At 68.4% G+C, this 14,321-nt stretch carries 12 protein-coding genes and 1 riboswitch; of the genes, 2 read left to right on the top strand and 10 right to left on the bottom strand.

The features are described 5' to 3' along the window. Window positions 1–176 precede the first annotated feature (176 nt). The 6 genes from ACWGE1_RS34780 to ctaE all read right to left on the bottom strand — a co-directional run bounded on the left by ACWGE1_RS34780 (window position 177) and on the right by ctaE (window position 7,417). Window positions 177–1,553 (bottom strand): aminotransferase class V-fold PLP-dependent enzyme, encoded by a 1,377-nt coding sequence (locus ACWGE1_RS34780; RefSeq protein ID WP_453424455.1) that lies wholly within the window; start codon window positions 1,551–1,553, stop codon window positions 177–179. Window positions 1,554–1,777: 224 nt separating this feature from the next. Beyond that, a riboswitch (SAM riboswitch) is annotated at window positions 1,778–1,894 on the bottom strand. Window positions 1,895–1,986: 92 nt separating this feature from the next. Further along, complete coding sequence (gene trpD, locus ACWGE1_RS34775; protein WP_453424454.1) at window positions 1,987–3,051, bottom strand: anthranilate phosphoribosyltransferase; 1,065 nt, start codon at window positions 3,049–3,051, stop codon at window positions 1,987–1,989. Window positions 3,052–3,230: 179 nt separating this feature from the next. After that, complete coding sequence (qcrB, locus tag ACWGE1_RS34770; protein WP_453424453.1) at window positions 3,231–4,859, bottom strand: cytochrome bc1 complex cytochrome b subunit; 1,629 nt, start codon at window positions 4,857–4,859, stop codon at window positions 3,231–3,233. After that, complete coding sequence (gene qcrA, locus ACWGE1_RS34765) at window positions 4,856–5,914, bottom strand: cytochrome bc1 complex Rieske iron-sulfur subunit (RefSeq protein ID WP_453424452.1); 1,059 nt, start codon at window positions 5,912–5,914, stop codon at window positions 4,856–4,858. Before qcrA ends, qcrB begins: the two co-directional genes overlap by 4 nt. Continuing rightward, window positions 5,911–6,720 carry a cytochrome bc1 complex diheme cytochrome c subunit gene (qcrC, locus tag ACWGE1_RS34760; RefSeq protein WP_453424451.1) on the bottom strand — a complete coding sequence of 270 codons (810 nt, stop codon included), beginning with the start codon at window positions 6,718–6,720 and terminating at the stop codon, window positions 5,911–5,913. Before qcrC ends, qcrA begins: the two co-directional genes overlap by 4 nt. A gap of 76 nt (window positions 6,721–6,796) precedes the next feature. Continuing rightward, entirely contained in the window at window positions 6,797–7,417 is a 621-nt protein-coding gene (ctaE, locus tag ACWGE1_RS34755; RefSeq protein ID WP_030036314.1) for an aa3-type cytochrome oxidase subunit III, read from the bottom strand. A 226-nt stretch (window positions 7,418–7,643) separates the two neighbouring features. Here ctaE and ACWGE1_RS34750 point away from each other — a divergent pair, with 226 nt between their 5' ends. Next, the gene (locus ACWGE1_RS34750; protein WP_453424450.1) at window positions 7,644–8,045 is read left to right on the top strand and encodes a hypothetical protein; all 402 of its coding nucleotides are present in this window, start codon (window positions 7,644–7,646) and stop codon (window positions 8,043–8,045) included. A 117-nt stretch (window positions 8,046–8,162) separates the two neighbouring features. Here the strand turns inward: ACWGE1_RS34750 and ACWGE1_RS34745 are convergent, their stop codons facing one another. The 4 genes from ACWGE1_RS34745 to ctaC all read right to left on the bottom strand — a co-directional run bounded on the left by ACWGE1_RS34745 (window position 8,163) and on the right by ctaC (window position 12,631). After that, window positions 8,163–9,410 carry an Ig-like domain-containing protein gene (locus ACWGE1_RS34745; RefSeq protein WP_453424449.1) on the bottom strand — a complete coding sequence of 416 codons (1,248 nt, stop codon included), beginning with the start codon at window positions 9,408–9,410 and terminating at the stop codon, window positions 8,163–8,165. A gap of 124 nt (window positions 9,411–9,534) precedes the next feature. Then, on the bottom strand, window positions 9,535–9,933 hold the full coding sequence (locus ACWGE1_RS34740) for a cytochrome c oxidase subunit 4 (protein WP_030389094.1): 399 nt from the start codon (window positions 9,931–9,933) through the stop codon (window positions 9,535–9,537). Continuing rightward, the gene (gene ctaD / locus ACWGE1_RS34735) at window positions 9,930–11,660 is read right to left on the bottom strand and encodes an aa3-type cytochrome oxidase subunit I (RefSeq protein WP_453424448.1); all 1,731 of its coding nucleotides are present in this window, start codon (window positions 11,658–11,660) and stop codon (window positions 9,930–9,932) included. The genes ACWGE1_RS34740 and ctaD overlap by 4 nt, the downstream gene beginning before the upstream one ends. Continuing rightward, window positions 11,657–12,631, bottom strand: coding sequence for an aa3-type cytochrome oxidase subunit II (gene ctaC, locus ACWGE1_RS34730; RefSeq protein ID WP_453424447.1), 975 nt, complete (start codon window positions 12,629–12,631; stop codon window positions 11,657–11,659). Before ctaC ends, ctaD begins: the two co-directional genes overlap by 4 nt. A 283-nt stretch (window positions 12,632–12,914) precedes the next feature. Between ctaC and ACWGE1_RS34725 the strand changes: the two genes are divergently transcribed. Further along, window positions 12,915–14,294, top strand: a complete 1,380-nt coding sequence (locus tag ACWGE1_RS34725; RefSeq protein ID WP_453424446.1) for an aminotransferase class V-fold PLP-dependent enzyme — start codon at window positions 12,915–12,917, stop codon at window positions 14,292–14,294. Window positions 14,295–14,321: the final 27 nt, after the last annotated feature.

Raw genomic sequence — 14,321 nt, 5'->3', positions numbered from 1 at the left:
ACGAGCGCGCAACCCAGGCCGAACGGCACAACCACGGCCGCAGGCGCGAGCCGAGGAGACCCTCGTGCGGGGCACCGACCCACCCCCGCACCGCCGGCGATTGAGGCGCCCACCCGGGCAGGGGCAGGCCCGCGCAGCAGAGGCACCGCCGAGCACCCCGCAGGGGACACGGCAGGTCACACCGCCGGGACGCAGCGGCCTTCCTCCGTGCGGTACTGCCACTTCGCGCCGTCCGCGACGAGCTCCTTCACCGCGCGGACGAAGCGCTCCACGTGCTCGTCAGGGGTGCCGGCGCCGAAGCTGACGCGGATCGCGTTCAGGGAGCGCTCGCCCGGGGCGGCCTCCGGGGCACCGCATTCGCCCTGGGCCTGCGGCTCGCTGCCCAGCAGGGTGCGGACCAGCGGGTGGGCGCAGAACAGGCCGTCGCGGACGCCGATCCCGTACTCGGCGGAGAGGGCGGCGGCGAAGTGGGAGCTGTTCCAGCCGTCCACCACGAAGGAGATGACGCCGACCCGCGGGGCGTCGTCCCCGAAGAGGGAGAGGATCCGGACGGCCGGGACGTCGGCGAGGCCCTCGCGGACCCGGGCCACCAGCTGCTGCTCGCGCGCCACCAGGTTGTCGAAGCCGGCTTCGGTCAGGGCCTTGCAGGCCGAGGCGATGGAGTAGACGCCGATGACGTTCGGGGAGCCGGCCTCGTGGCGGGCGGCCGTGGTCTGCCACTCGACGTCCACGCCGCCGTCCTCGCGCCGGGCCACCTTGCGGGAGGCGCCGCCGCCCGCGAGGTACGGGGCGGCCTCCTGGAGCCAGTCGGCGCGGCCGGCGAGCACGCCCGAGCCGAAGGGCGCGTAGAGCTTGTGCCCGGAGAAGGCGACCCAGTCGACGTCCAGCTCCTGCACGGAGACGGGGTGGTGCGGGGCCAGTTGGGCGGCGTCCAGCACGATGCGCGTGCCGTGGGCGTGCGCGGCGGCGGCGAGTTCCCTGACCGGCCACAGCTCACCGGTGACGTTGGACGCGCCGGTGACGCAGACGAGCGCCGGGCCGTAGGGGTCGCGGTCGGCCAGCGCCCGCTCCAGGGTGGCGACGGCCTCGGCCGGGGTGCGCGGCGCGTTGAGGTAGGTGACCTCGGCGTTCGTCCACGGCAGCAGGGAGGCGTGGTGCTCGGTCTCGAAGACGAACACCTGGCAGCCGGCGGGGAGTACGGCGGCGAGGAGGTTCAGCGAGTCGGTCGTGGACCGGGTGAAGACCACCTGGTCGGAGGGGCGGCAGTCGAGGAACTCGGCGACCGTGACCCGGCTCTGCTCGAAGAGGTCGGTGGAGAGCTGCGAGAGGTACCCGGCGCCGCGGTGCACGCTGCCGTAGTACGGGGCGTACGCGGCGACGTCGTCCCAGACCCGCTGCAGGGCGGGGGCGCTGGCCGCGTAGTCGAGGGCCGCGTAGGTGACCTCGCCGCCGGTGACGAGGGGGACGGTGACGTCCCGGCCGAGGACCGCGAGCGGCTCGGCACAGGCGGGGTCGACGGCGGTGGCGGCAGCGGTGTTCAGGGATGCGGACATGGCGGTATCTCCCGGCAGGCAGGGCGGAATGGCTTCGGTGTGGCCCGTACGCGGGTACGGCTCTGCGGCCGTCCGGGGTACGGGAGATCCCTCGGACCGGACTGAACGGGGGTACACGGAAGTGACCCTGGTCCGAGGGGTGAAGTAGGGGCGGAGTCGCCCTATCGCATTCGCTTGCTCACGGAAAAATCTCCTCGAGAAGACCAGGACCCCTGGTGTCGAGGGATCCGCGCTTGCCGTAGGCCTTGCTGCCTACGACCTGGTCATCACCCGGGGCACCCCGCCACGGAAGGAGGGTTGCCGGACAGCAAGCCGGGGCCTAAACGCTGTCACTCGTGACCTGGTACGCATCCTGCCACAAGATCCTCCGAGCGCAAGACCCCGGTCCGCATGGTGGACCGGGGTCATGCTGCTTTCGGCCGTTCTCGTGCGGCTACGCGTTGCTGGCCGTCACCCAGCGCTCCAGGGCGGCCCGCGCCGCACCGGAGTCGATCGATTCCGCCGCACGGGCGATGGCGGCGGTGATCTGCTCCTCCAGGGTGCCCTGACCGGGGTCCAGGGCGACCAGGGCCGCCGCCGAGTTCAGCAGGACGGCCTCGCGGACCGGACCGGTCTCGCCGGCGAACAGGCGGCGGGCCACGTCCGCGTTGTACGAGGGGTCCCCGCCGGCCAGGGCGGAGACGTCGACCAGGGGGATGCCCACGTCACGGGGGTCGAAGGAGCGCTCGGAGACCTTGCCGTCGCGGACCCACCAGATGCGCGAGGTCGACGTCGTGGTCAGTTCGTCCAGGCCGTCGTCGCCGCGGAAGACCAGCGCGGAGGAGCCCCGCTCGGCGAGCACGCCCGCGATGATCGGGGCCATCCGGGGATCGGCCACGCCGGTCGCCTGGGCGCGCACCCGGGCCGGGTTGGTGAGCGGGCCCAGTGCGTTGAAGAAGGTCCGGATGCCCAGTTCCTTGCGGGCCGCGGCCACATGGCGCAGTGCCGGGTGGAACTTCACGGCGAAGCAGAAGGTGATGCCGGCTTCCTCGGCGACCTCCACGACCCGCTCCCGGCTCAGCTGGAGGTTGACCCCGAGCTTCTCCAGGACGTCCGAGGAGCCGCTCGCGGAGGACGCGGCCCGGTTTCCGTGCTTGACGACCTTGGCGCCGGTACCGGCGACCACGATCGCCGACATCGTCGAGATGTTCACCGTTTTGGCCCCGTCGCCGCCGGTGCCGACGATGTCCACCGTCCGGCCCGGCACCTCGATCAGGTTGGCGTGCTCGTACATCGCCCGTACGAGGCCGTTGATCTCCTCGACCGTCTCCCCCTTGGCCCGGAGCGCGACGGTGAAGCCGGCGATCTGGGCGTCGGTGGCCTCGCCGCGCATGATCCGGTCCATCGCCCAGGCGGTGTCCTCGGCGCGCAGGTCCTGACCGGTCAGCAGCGCGTCGAGAACGCCCGGCCAGCCACGGGCCGCCACGCTGTCGCCGCCTGCCGGGGTCGCAACGTTCATGGTCCGCTCCTGCTGTTGGTGGGCCGCCCCCATGTTCCGCCGCCCACGTCGAAATGGTCTGGGTCCAGCCTATCCAGCCCCGGTTACGGCAAAGAGCCCCGTCCAGACACTGGACGGGGCTCTCGCCGTGGCGACACCAGGACTGACCGAAATCAGCCCCTCATGCGTTCATGCGGGGATCAGTGGTGGCCGTGGCCGGACTGGATCTCCTTGTATTCCTCCACCGTGGGCTTCGGAATCTGGTTGTTCTCGCCGTAGAAGCCCTGGCTGAGCTTCGCGCGCAGCTTCTCGGTGGCCTTCACCTTGCGCTCGACACCGTTCTCGTCGACCGTCGGGCCGATCTCGATCGGCTTGTACTGCTCGTGCGCGGTGAGGGTGTGCAGACGGCCCTGCGGGAGCGGCTCGTGGACCTCGACGAACTCACCGTGCGGCAGACGCTTGATGATGCCGGTCTCGCGACCGTGCAGCACCTTGTCGTGGTCCCGGCGCTGGAGGCCGAGGCAGATCCGCTTGGTGACGATGAAGGCGAGGACCGGGACGACGAAGAAGCCGATCCGGACGAACCAGGTGATCGAGTTGATCGAGAGGTGGAAGTACTGCGCGAACATGTCGTTTCCACCGCCGATCAGGAGCACGATGTACTCCGCGATCCAGGCGACACCGAAGGCCGTACGGGTCGGGACGTTGCGCGGGCGGTCCAGGATGTGGTGCTCGCGCTTGTCCCCGGTGACCCAGGACTCGATGAACGGCCAGACGGCGATCGCGCCGAGCACCAGCGGGAAGAGCAGCAGCGGGATGAACACGCCCAGGACGAGCGTGTGGCCCCACAGGTTGATCTCCCAGCCGGGCATGGCTCGGATCAGGCCTTCCGGCATACCCATGTACCAGTCGGGCTGCGCACCGGTGGACACGTGGTCCGGGCGGTACGGGCCCAGGGCCCAGATCGGGTTGATCGAGGCGATCGCCGCGACGGCCGAGATGACACCGAAGACCAGGAAGAAGAAGCCTCCGGCCTTGGCCATGTAGACCGGCAGCAGCGGCATGCCGACGACGTTGTTGTTCGTCTTGCCGGGACCCGCGTACTGGGTGTGCTTGTGGTAGAAGACCAGGATCAGGTGGGCCACGAGCAGGCCCATCATGATGCCGGGCAGCAGCAGGATGTGCACCGAGTAGAACCGCGCGACGAAGTCGCCGCCCGGGAACTCCCCGCCGAACAGGAACATCGACAGGTACGTGCCGACGACCGGGACGGACAGGATGGCGCCCTGCATGAAGCGGACACCGGTACCCGAGAGCAGGTCGTCCGGCAGCGAGTAACCGGTGAAGCCGGTGAACATGCCGAGGACCAGCAGCAGGAAGCCGAAGATCCAGTTGACCTCACGGGGCTTGCGGAACGCGCCGGTGAAGAAGACGCGCATCATGTGCACGATCATCGCCGCGACGAAGATCAGCGCCGCCCAGTGGTGGATCTGACGGATCAGCAGGCCACCGCGGACGTCGAAGCTGATGTCCAGGGTCGAGGCGAAGGCCTCGGACATCAGGACGCCCTGCATCGGCACGTACGAGCCGTGGTACACGACCTCGTTCATGCTCGGGTGGAAGAACAGCGTCAGGTACACACCCGTGAGGATGATGATGATGAAGCTGTAGAGGCAGATCTCACCCAGCATGAAGGACCAGTGGTCCGGGAAGATCTTGCGCATGTTGGCCTTGGCGAGGCTGTAGATGCCCAGGCGGCCGTCCGCCCAGTCCGCCACACGCTCGCCGGCGGGCGCTTTGCGCGCCTTGGTGTCAGAGGCAGTGCTCATCCGCGCTCCCAGAATGCAGGACCGACGGGCTCTTCGAAGTCGCCGAGCGCTTCGAGGAAGCCTTCGTCATTCACGCCGATCCGCAGCTGCGGAAGCGCGTGACCGGCCGGGCCGAAGATGACACGGGCGCCGTCGGAGAGGTCGAAGGTGGACTGGTGGCACGGGCAGAGCACGTGGTGCGTCTGCTGCTCGTACAGGCTGATCGGGCAGCCGACGTGGGTGCAGATCTTGGAGTAGGCCACGATCCCGTCGTGGGACCACTCCAGTTCCTTCTTGTCCTTGATGTCGTCCGGCTGGATACGGACGATCATCAGGGCGGCCTTGGCGATCTGGACCTGGAAGTCGTGCTGCTCCTCCTCCAGGCCTTCCGGCATGGCGAAGGTGAGCGAACCGACGAGGACGTCCTCGGGACGCAGCGGCTCCATCGTGTTCTGGTTGATGAGCAGCTTGCCCTTGGCCCACAGGGTCTTGCGCAGCTTCTCCTCGGGCAGCGGGCCCAGGTCGCGCAGCAGCATGACGCCGGCGAGCGGCACCATGGCCATCGCACCGAGCAGGGTGTTGCGGATCAGCGGACGCCGGGCGATGCCCGACTCGTTCGCACCGTCCGCGAAGTCCTGCAGGACCTTGGCCTTGACCTCCGCCGGAGCGGCGATCTCGTGGCGCTCGTCGGCGACCTCGACGTCGGACATCAGGGTGCGGGCCCAGTGGACCGCGCCCGCGCCGATGCAGAAGAGGGCCACACCCAGGGTCATGCCCAGGGAGAAGTTGAGCGCGCTGACCTTCCCGATGGGGAAGATGTAGACGATCTTGTCGACCGGGAAGATCACGTAGGACGCGATGAAGCCGATCGTGGCCAGCATCGACAGGATGAAGAGCATCGCGACGGTGCGCTCGGAGCGCTTCGCCGCCCGCTCGTCGATGTCCTGGATGCGCGGCTTGTGGACCGGCAGGCCCGGGTCCGCGAACGGGTCGTCCGCAACCGCTACGCCACCGTGGTGGTCGTCGCCCTGCTCGCTCGGCAGGTGCTTCTCTTCGGGAATCTCTTGGCTACTCATGACTTCTTGGCCTTAGCGGTGTGGGCCGCGACCCAGACGGCGACAGCGATCAACGCACCCAGGGCGAAGATCCAGCCGAACAGACCCTCGGAGACGGGGCCGAGGCCACCGAGCTTCAGGCCACCGGGGCTGGTCGACTTCTCGCCGTTCACAGTCTCCAGGTACGCGATGATGTCCTTCTTCTGCTTCTCCGGCATGGTGCTGTCGGGGAAGGAGGGCATGTTCTGCGGGCCGGTCTGCATGGCCTCGTAGATGTGCTTCGGCGAGACGTCCTCAAGGTTGGGGGCGTACTTGCCGTTCGTCAGTGCGCCGCCCTCGCCGGTGAAGTTGTGGCACTGCGCGCAGTTGTTGCGGAACAGCTCACCACCGTTGGCGACGTCGGCACCTGCGGTGTCGTACTGCTTCTCCGTCGGCGTGATCGGACCGGCACCGAGGGACGCGATGTACGCGGCCAGCTGGTCGATCTGCGCCTGGGAGTAGATGACGGGCTTCTTCGGCACCTGGGCGCCGGGCTGCTGGGCGGGCATGCGCCCCGTGCTCACCTGGAAGTCGACGGCTGCGGAGCCGACGCCGACCAGGCTGGGACCGTCAGAGGAACCCTGACCATCGGTTCCGTGGCAGCTTGCGCAACCCACGGCGTAGAGCTTCTTGCCCTCCTCGATGGCGAGGGACTGGGCGGTTTCATCGGCCTGCGCCTTGCCCGCGGGGGCGAAGGCGGCGTACAGCCCCCCAGTGGCCGCCAGCGCGAGGAGTAGAACGACGACCGCCGCCAGCGGATGGCGTCGTCGTGCGGAGAGCTTTTTCACGGATTACCCCGGTGTCAGGATCTTCTGCGTCGGTGTGTCTGGATGGAGTGCCGGGTCTGGCCCGGTGACGTGATCGCTACTTGATCAGGTAGATCGTGGCGAAGAGGCCGATCCAGACGACATCGACGAAGTGCCAGTAGTAGGACACGACGATGGCCGACGTGGCCTGTTCGTGGGTGAACCTCTTGGCCGCGTACGTCCGGCCGAGGACCAGCAGGAAGGCGATGAGACCGCCCGTCACGTGCAGACCGTGGAACCCGGTGGTCAGGTAGAAGACCGAGCCGTACGGACCGGACGAGAGGCTCATGCCCTCGTGCTTGACCAGCTCGGTGTACTCGAACACCTGGCCGCCAATGAAGATCGCACCCATGACGAACGTGATGATGAACCACGTCCGGAGCTTCTTCACGTCACCGCGCTCGGCGGCGAATACGCCGAGCTGGCAGGTGAGCGAGGAAAGCACCAGGATCGTCGTGTTCGTCGCCGAGAAGGGCAGATTCAAGGCCGAAGCCTGCTCTGTCCAGTACTCGGGTCCTGTCACGGATCGCAGGGTGAAGTACATCGCGAAGAGGGCCGCGAAGAACATCAGCTCGGAACTCAACCAGATGATGGTTCCGACGCTGACGAGGTTCGGCCGGTTGACCGTCGGGTGCGCGTGCCCGGTATCTACTGTCGTTGCTGTCGCCACGACCGACATTATGTCGGTCGCTTATCCCGCCCTCACCCCGGGGGGTGCCGTTCGGAGTGTCAGGGGCGTGTGCAAGGCCCGAACGGCCCATCAGATGGCCTCCGGGGGATGCCCCGTGCTTCCTGTGCGAACCGATGTTGACGGTGCACCGGGAGGAGTAGCATCCCTTCCCCTGGCTGCGCCGGGGAGACCCCATGAACATCAACGTGATTCACCGGACACGTGGAGGAACGAAATGCGGGCGACTGCGCGGGTTCTGGTCTACAGCGACGACGCGGGCACCCGGGAGCAGGTGCGGCTGGCGGCGGGGCGCAGGCCCGCCGCGGATCTGCCGCCGGTGGAGTTCCTGGAGTGCGCGACGCTGCCGGCGGTCCTGACGGCGCTGGACGCGGGCGGCATCGACGCGTGCGTGCTGGACGGCGAGGCGGTTCCGGCCGGGGGCATGGGTGTTTGCCGGCAGATCAAGGACGAGATCTTCCGGTGTCCGCCGGTGCTGCTGCTGATGGGGCGCCCCCAGGACGCCTGGCTGGCCACGTGGAGCCGTGCGGACGCCGCCGTGACCCTTCCGGTGGACCCGGTGGAGTTCGCGGACGCCCTGGCGGGCCTTCTGAGGACCCGCCTGTCCCTGGACGCCTGATACGTCCCGTGGGGCCGTATGCGCCCGGCATACGGCCGCACGGGTGAATGAGCCGGTGTTTCTTCCCCCGGACGGTGTCCGGGGGAAGTCGGGGCGGTGTGCGGGCCCCGGGCCCCACTAGACGGTGGGGCGCAGACGGGCCTGGTCGACGGCGCTGCGGCCTTCCTGGGTGCCCTTGAGGAGGGCGCTGCCCTGGCGCCAGTCCTTCCAGTCCATATTCCAGTCGCCGAAGCCGTTGCCGAAGATGTCCATGTCGTCGCCGATGCTGTTGATCACCTGGACGATGTCGCCCTCGGTGATGTTCTCGTAGAACCAGGCGGCGTTGCCGGTGCTCATGCCCGTGCAGCCGTGGCTGACGTTCGCGTAGCCGTGGGAGCCGACGGACCAGGGTGCGGCGTGGACGTATTCACCACTCCAGGTGACGCGAGTCGCGTAGTAGACGGGCAGGTTGTAGTACTCGCTGCCGCCGATGCCGACGGTGTCACCGCGCATCTGTACGTAGTACTGCTTGCCCAGCACCACCTTGATGCCGTTGCGGGTGGAGAAGCCGGGCTTCCCGGTGGTCACCGGGATGGTGTTGATCACTTCTCCGTTGCGCTTGAACGTCAGGTAGTGCGAGGAGGCGTCGGTGGTGACCTCGACCCGGTCCCCGATCTCCAGCTTGAGCGGCTTGGCCGCGGCCCCGTGGAGCTCGTCGGTGATCCTGACGCCCTCCAGGTTGCTCCGTACGGAGACGGCCGAGTTGGCGGGCCAGTAGTCCTTGGGCCGGTAGTGGATGTGCTTGTCGTCCACCCAGTGCCAGGCGCCCTCGACTCCGGGCGGGGCGTCGACGATGAGGCCCCGTTCCACGACCGCGCGGGCGGCCTTGTCCTTGACGGGCTCGTTGAGTTCGGCGGTGATGGGCTGTCCGACGCCGTACTTGCCCTCGTCCGGGCCGAATTCCACCTTGAGGATCCCCTTGGACGGGGTGGTGTCGAAGGTGAGGGTGCGCTGCCCGGGCGCGCCCCGCTCGTCCTCGGTGCTGACGGTGACCGTATAGCGGACGCCTGCGGCCATCGGGACCGTGCTGTGCCAGCGGTCCCCCTTGGCGCTCAGTTCGCCCGCCAGGCGGCGGCCGTGGGTGTCCACGGCCAGCACGTCGGTGATCCGGCCGCCGCTGTTCTTGGCGGTGATTTCGAGGGGCCGGTCGGGGTCCACGGGGCGGCTGCCGGCGCTCTGGTTGAAGGCGACCTGATCGCCCGCGTCGTACGGGCGGGCTGACAGCGGGTTCTTGTCGCCGGACCCGCATGCGGTGGCGCCGGCCCCGAGGGACGCGACCAGCAGGGAGCAGCTGAGTACCGTCCAAAGACGCGGTGAGTGCTTCATGGAGCCAACGCTATGAAGATATGACAATTACGGCGCGCGGGACGACTGCAAACGAGGGGCCCGGGCTCCTCCCAAAGAGGTGCCCGGGCCCCACGTGCTGCGCGGCGCGGCCGCGAAGGTGCTGCTACTGGTTCTGGTTCTCACCGCGGTAGTACTCGTACACCCAGCCCCACAGACCGATGAGGATCAGCGGAGCGGAGAAGTACATGAGCCACCAGCCGAAGACGACGCCCATGAAGGCGAAGGCTCCACCGATCGCCAGCGAGAGCGGCTGCCAGCTGTGCGGGGAGAAGAACCCCAGCTCGCCCGCCTCGTCGGCGACGTCGGCCTCCAGGTTGTCCTGGGCCATCTCGTCGACACGCTTGGCCGTGAAGGCCAGGTAGTAGCCGATCATGACGCTCAGGCCGAAGGCCAGGAAGAGCGCGGTGGTACCGACGGGCTCCTTCGACCACACGCCGTACACGACGGCCATGATCAGGATGAAGAAGGAGAGCCAGAGGAACATCTTGCCCTGGATCTTCACTTGCCGGCCTCCTTGCCACCAGTGACGGCCTTGGCGGCGACGCTGTGGTCCTCGAGGTGGTCGAGGGCCGCGATCTCAGGGTGGTGCAGGTCGAACGCCGGGGATTCGGAACGGATCCGCGGCAGGGTGAGGAAGTTGTGCCGCGGCGGCGGGCAGGACGTCGCCCACTCGAGCGAACGGCCGTAACCCCACGGGTCGTCGACCTCGATCTTCTTGCCGTACTTCGCCGTCTTCCACACGTTGTACATGAACGGCAGCATCGACAGGCCGAGCACGAACGAGCTGATCGTCGAGATCGTGTTCAGCAGGGTGAAGCCGTCGGCCGCGAGGTAGTCCGCGTAACGACGCGGCATGCCCTCGGCACCGAGCCAGTGCTGCACCAGGAAGGTGCCGTGGAAGCCGATGAACAGCGTCCAGAAGGTGATCTTGCCCAGGCGCTCGTCCAGCATCTTGCCCGTGAACTTCGGCCACCAGAAGTGGAAGCCGGCGAACATCGCGAACACCACGGTGCCGAAGACGACGTAGTGGAAGTGCGCGACGACGAAGTACGAGTCGGAGACGTGGAAGTCCATCGGGGGCGAGGCCAGGATGACGCCGGTCAGACCACCGAAGGTGAAGGTGACCAGGAAGCCGATCGTCCAGAGCATCGGGGTCTCGAAGGACAGCGAGCCCTTCCACATGGTGCCGATCCAGTTGAAGAACTTCACACCGGTCGGTACCGCGATCAGGAAGGTCATGAAGGAGAAGAACGGCAGCAGCACACCGCCGGTGACGTACATGTGGTGGGCCCACACGGTCACCGAGAGACCGGCGATCGCGATCGTCGCGGCGATCAGACCGATGTAACCGAACATCGGCTTGCGCGAGAAGACCGGAATGATCTCGGAAACGATTCCGAAGAACGGCAGCGCGATGATGTACACCTCTGGGTGTCCGAAGAACCAGAAGAGGTGTTGCCACAGCAATGCGCCGCCGTTGGCCGCGTCGAAGATGTGCGAACCGAACTTGCGGTCGGCCTCCAGCGCGAAGAGCGCGGCGGCCAGCACCGGGAAGGCGAGCAGGACCAGGACACCGGTCAGCAGCACGTTCCAGGTGAAGATCGGCATGCGGAACATCGTCATGCCGGGAGCGCGCATGCAGATGATCGTGGTGATGAAGTTGACCGAGCCGAGGATGGTTCCGAAGCCGGAGAAGGCCAGACCCATGATCCACATGTCGGCGCCGATGCCCGGCGAGCGGACCGCGTCCGACAGCGGGGAGTAGGCGAACCAACCGAAGTCGGCGGCGCCGTTCGGCGTGACGAAGCCGGCCACCGCGATGGTCGAGCCGAAGAGGTACAGCCAGTACGCGAACATGTTCAGCCGCGGGAACGCCACGTCGGGCGCGCCGATCTGCAGCGGCATGATCCAGTTCGCGAAGCCCGCGAAGAGCGGGGTGGCGAACATCAGCAGCATGATCGTGCCATGCATGGTGAACGCCTGGTTGAACTGCTCGTTCGACATGATCTGCGTGCCCGGACGGGCCAGCTCGGCGCGCATGAAGAGCGCCAGCAGGCCGCCGATGAGGAAGAACACGAACGACGTGACCAGGTACATCGTGCCGATGGTCTTGTGGTCGGTCGTGGTCATCCACTTCACGACCACATTGCCCGGCTGCTTGCGCCGTACCGGCAGCTCGTTCTCATACGAGTCGGCGGCGGCACCCTGGGATTCGTTGAGGATGCTCACAGTTTGTTCACTTCCGCATTCCGGGCCGGGTCGGTCTGCTTGATGCCGGCCGGGAGGTAGCCGGTCTGACCCTTCTCCGCGAGCTCCTTCAGGTACGCCTTGTACGCCTCGGGGGAGACCACCTTGACGTTGAAGAGCATGCGGGAGTGGTCAACGCCGCAGAGTTCGGCGCACTTGCCCATGAAGGTGCCGTTCTGGGACGGGGTGACCTCGAAGACGTTGGTGTGGCCCGGGATGACGTCCTGCTTGAAGAGGAACGGGACCACCCAGAAGGAGTGGATCACGTCGTTCGACGACAGGATGAAACGGACCTTCTCGCCCTTGGGGAGGACCAGGGTCGGCCCCGGGTTGCCCGTCTGGGGGTTCCGGTCGCCGGGGACACCCTTCTGGTAGACGCCCTCGGCGCCCGCCGGGAAGTCCTTGGTGAAGCGGTCCGGGATGGAGGCGAGCTCCTTGGGAACCTCGCCACCCGCCTTCGGGGTCGCCGCGTCGCCGTCGACGTTCTCGATGTAGTTGAAGCCCCAGCTCCACTGGTAGCCGATCACGTTGATCGTGTGCGCCGGCTTCGAGAGGGCGAGGAGCTTCGACTCGTCACGAGCGGTGAAGTAGAAGAGCACCGAGACGATGATGAGCGGGACCACGGTGTACAGCGCCTCGATGGGCATGTTGTACCGGGTCTGCGGCGGGACCTCGATCTTCGTCCGGCTGCGCCGGTGGAAGATGACGCTCCAGATGATCAGGCCCCACACGAGGATGCCCGTGACCAGCGCGGCCGCCCAGGATCCCTGCCACAGGGAGAGGATGCGCGGCGCCTCCTCGGTTACCGGGGTCGGCATCCCGAGGCGGGGGAAGTCTTTCCATGTATACGAGCAACCAGTGGCGGTCGCCAGGACCACGCCCGCAGTCAGCGCCTGCAGCAGCTTCCGCCGCATCGGGCGCCGCGGCGAGCGGTCGGAGCCGTAGGGACTCACGTAGCGCCTTCCCGAGAGTCTCGGCCCGCGCGGCCGGCCGCGGCCGTGTTCGGGTCGGTCGCCGGCCCTGACGCAGGCAGGGGTTTGGATGTTTATGCGGACCAAACCCTACTGGACGCTATTTGGGGTCGCGCGGGGAGGGTGCCCAACGCGCCGCGACTGCCCCCGAAGGGATGGATCCGCCGTCCGGGGGACGGCGCGAATGGCCCTGAATGGCGGGCTCCGGAGCACATCTGACGCCCCCTGACCTCGAACGCTCCGGGCCCCGAGTTAGCGTGACCGGATGCCGTACTTCGACAGCGCGTCCGCCGCTCCCCTGCACCCCGTGGCCCGGCAGGCGTTGCAGGCCTCCCTGGACGAGGGCTGGGCCGATCCGGCCCGGCTGTACCGGGAGGGCAGGCGCGCCCGGCTGTTGCTGGACGCGGCGCGGGAGGCCGCCGCGGAGGCGGTGGGATGCCGCGCCGACGAGCTCGTGTTCACTCCTTCGGGGACGCACGCGGTTCACACCGGGGTGGCCGGGGTCCTCGCGGGGCGCCGACGCGTCGGAAACCATCTGGTCGTATCGGCGGTCGAACACAGTTCTGTATTGCATGCGGCCGAGGTGCACGAGGCACGCGGCGGGACGTCGACCGAGGTCCCGGTGGACCGCTGGGGCGCGGTGACGCCCGCCGGGTACGCGCAGGCGCTGGTTCCGGAGAGCGCCCTCGCCTGCCTCCAGTCGGCCAACCACGAGGTGGGCACGGTCCAGCCGGTGGCGGAGGTGGCCGAGGTCTGCGGGGCGGCCGGGGTGCCGCTGCTGGTGGACGCGGCCCAGTCGCTGGGCTGGGGCCCGGTGGAGGGCGCCTGGTCGGTCCTGGCCGCGAGTGCGCACAAGTGGGGCGGGCCGCCCGGGGTCGGCCTGCTGGCGGTCCGCAAGGGGGTGCGCTTCTCCCCCCAAGGCCCCGCGGACGAAAGGGAGTCGGGCCGCTCCCCCGGTTTCGTGAACCTGCCCGCGATCGTGGCGGCCGCGGCGTCCCTGCGGGCCGTACGGGCCGAGGCGGACGCGGAGGCGGCCCGGCTGCGGGTCCTGGTGGACCGCATCCGGCGGCGGGTGGTGCGGCTGGTCCCGGACGTGGAGGTGGTGGGCGATCCGGAGCGGCGACTGCCGCACCTGGTCACCTTCTCCTGCCTGTACGTCGACGGGGAGACGCTGCTGCACGAACTGGACCGGGCCGGTTTCTCGGTCTCCTCGGGCTCCTCGTGCACGAGCTCCACACTGACCCCCAGTCACGTGCTGCGGGCGATGGGCGTGCTGTCGGAGGGGAACGTACGGGTGTCCCTGCCGCCGGGGACCCCGGCGGAGGAGGTCAACGCGTTCCTGGAGGTGCTCCCGGGCGCGGTGGCCGGCGTACGGGAGCGGCTCGGCGTGTCCGAACCCCCGGCGGTGGCCCCGGTGGCGGACTCCCTGGAGCTCGACGCGCTCGGGCTGCGGTGCCCCCAGCCGGTGATCGAACTGGCCCGGGCCATCGTGACCGTCCCGGTGGGCGGCACCGTCACGGTCGTCTCCGACGACGAGGTGGCCCGGCTGGACATCCCGGCGTGGTGCGCGATGCGGGGACACGAATACGTGGGCGAGACCCCGCGCGAGGTCGGCTCCGCCCATACGGTCCGCCGCCTGCTCTGACCGTTCCGGCCGCGCCGGCTTTCAGCC

This window comes from Streptomyces sp. NPDC054932 (assembly GCF_053610205.1).
This window is presented reverse-complemented; position numbering and strand designations above follow the sequence as displayed.

Coding starts and splice junctions, on each gene's coding strand:
- ACWGE1_RS34750 (WP_453424450.1), top strand. CDS start 7,644: ATGCGGGCGACTGCGCGGGTTCTGGTCTACAGCGACGACGCGGGCACC.
- ACWGE1_RS34745 (WP_453424449.1), bottom strand. CDS start 9,410: ATGAAGCACTCACCGCGTCTTTGGACGGTACTCAGCTGCTCCCTGCTG.
- qcrA (WP_453424452.1), bottom strand. CDS start 5,914: ATGAGTAGCCAAGAGATTCCCGAAGAGAAGCACCTGCCGAGCGAGCAG.
- ctaE (WP_030036314.1), bottom strand. CDS start 7,417: ATGTCGGTCGTGGCGACAGCAACGACAGTAGATACCGGGCACGCGCAC.
- ACWGE1_RS34780 (WP_453424455.1), bottom strand. CDS start 1,553: ATGTCCGCATCCCTGAACACCGCTGCCGCCACCGCCGTCGACCCCGCC.
- ACWGE1_RS34725 (WP_453424446.1), top strand. CDS start 12,915: ATGCCGTACTTCGACAGCGCGTCCGCCGCTCCCCTGCACCCCGTGGCC.
- qcrB (WP_453424453.1), bottom strand. CDS start 4,859: ATGAGCACTGCCTCTGACACCAAGGCGCGCAAAGCGCCCGCCGGCGAG.
- trpD (WP_453424454.1), bottom strand. CDS start 3,051: ATGAACGTTGCGACCCCGGCAGGCGGCGACAGCGTGGCGGCCCGTGGC.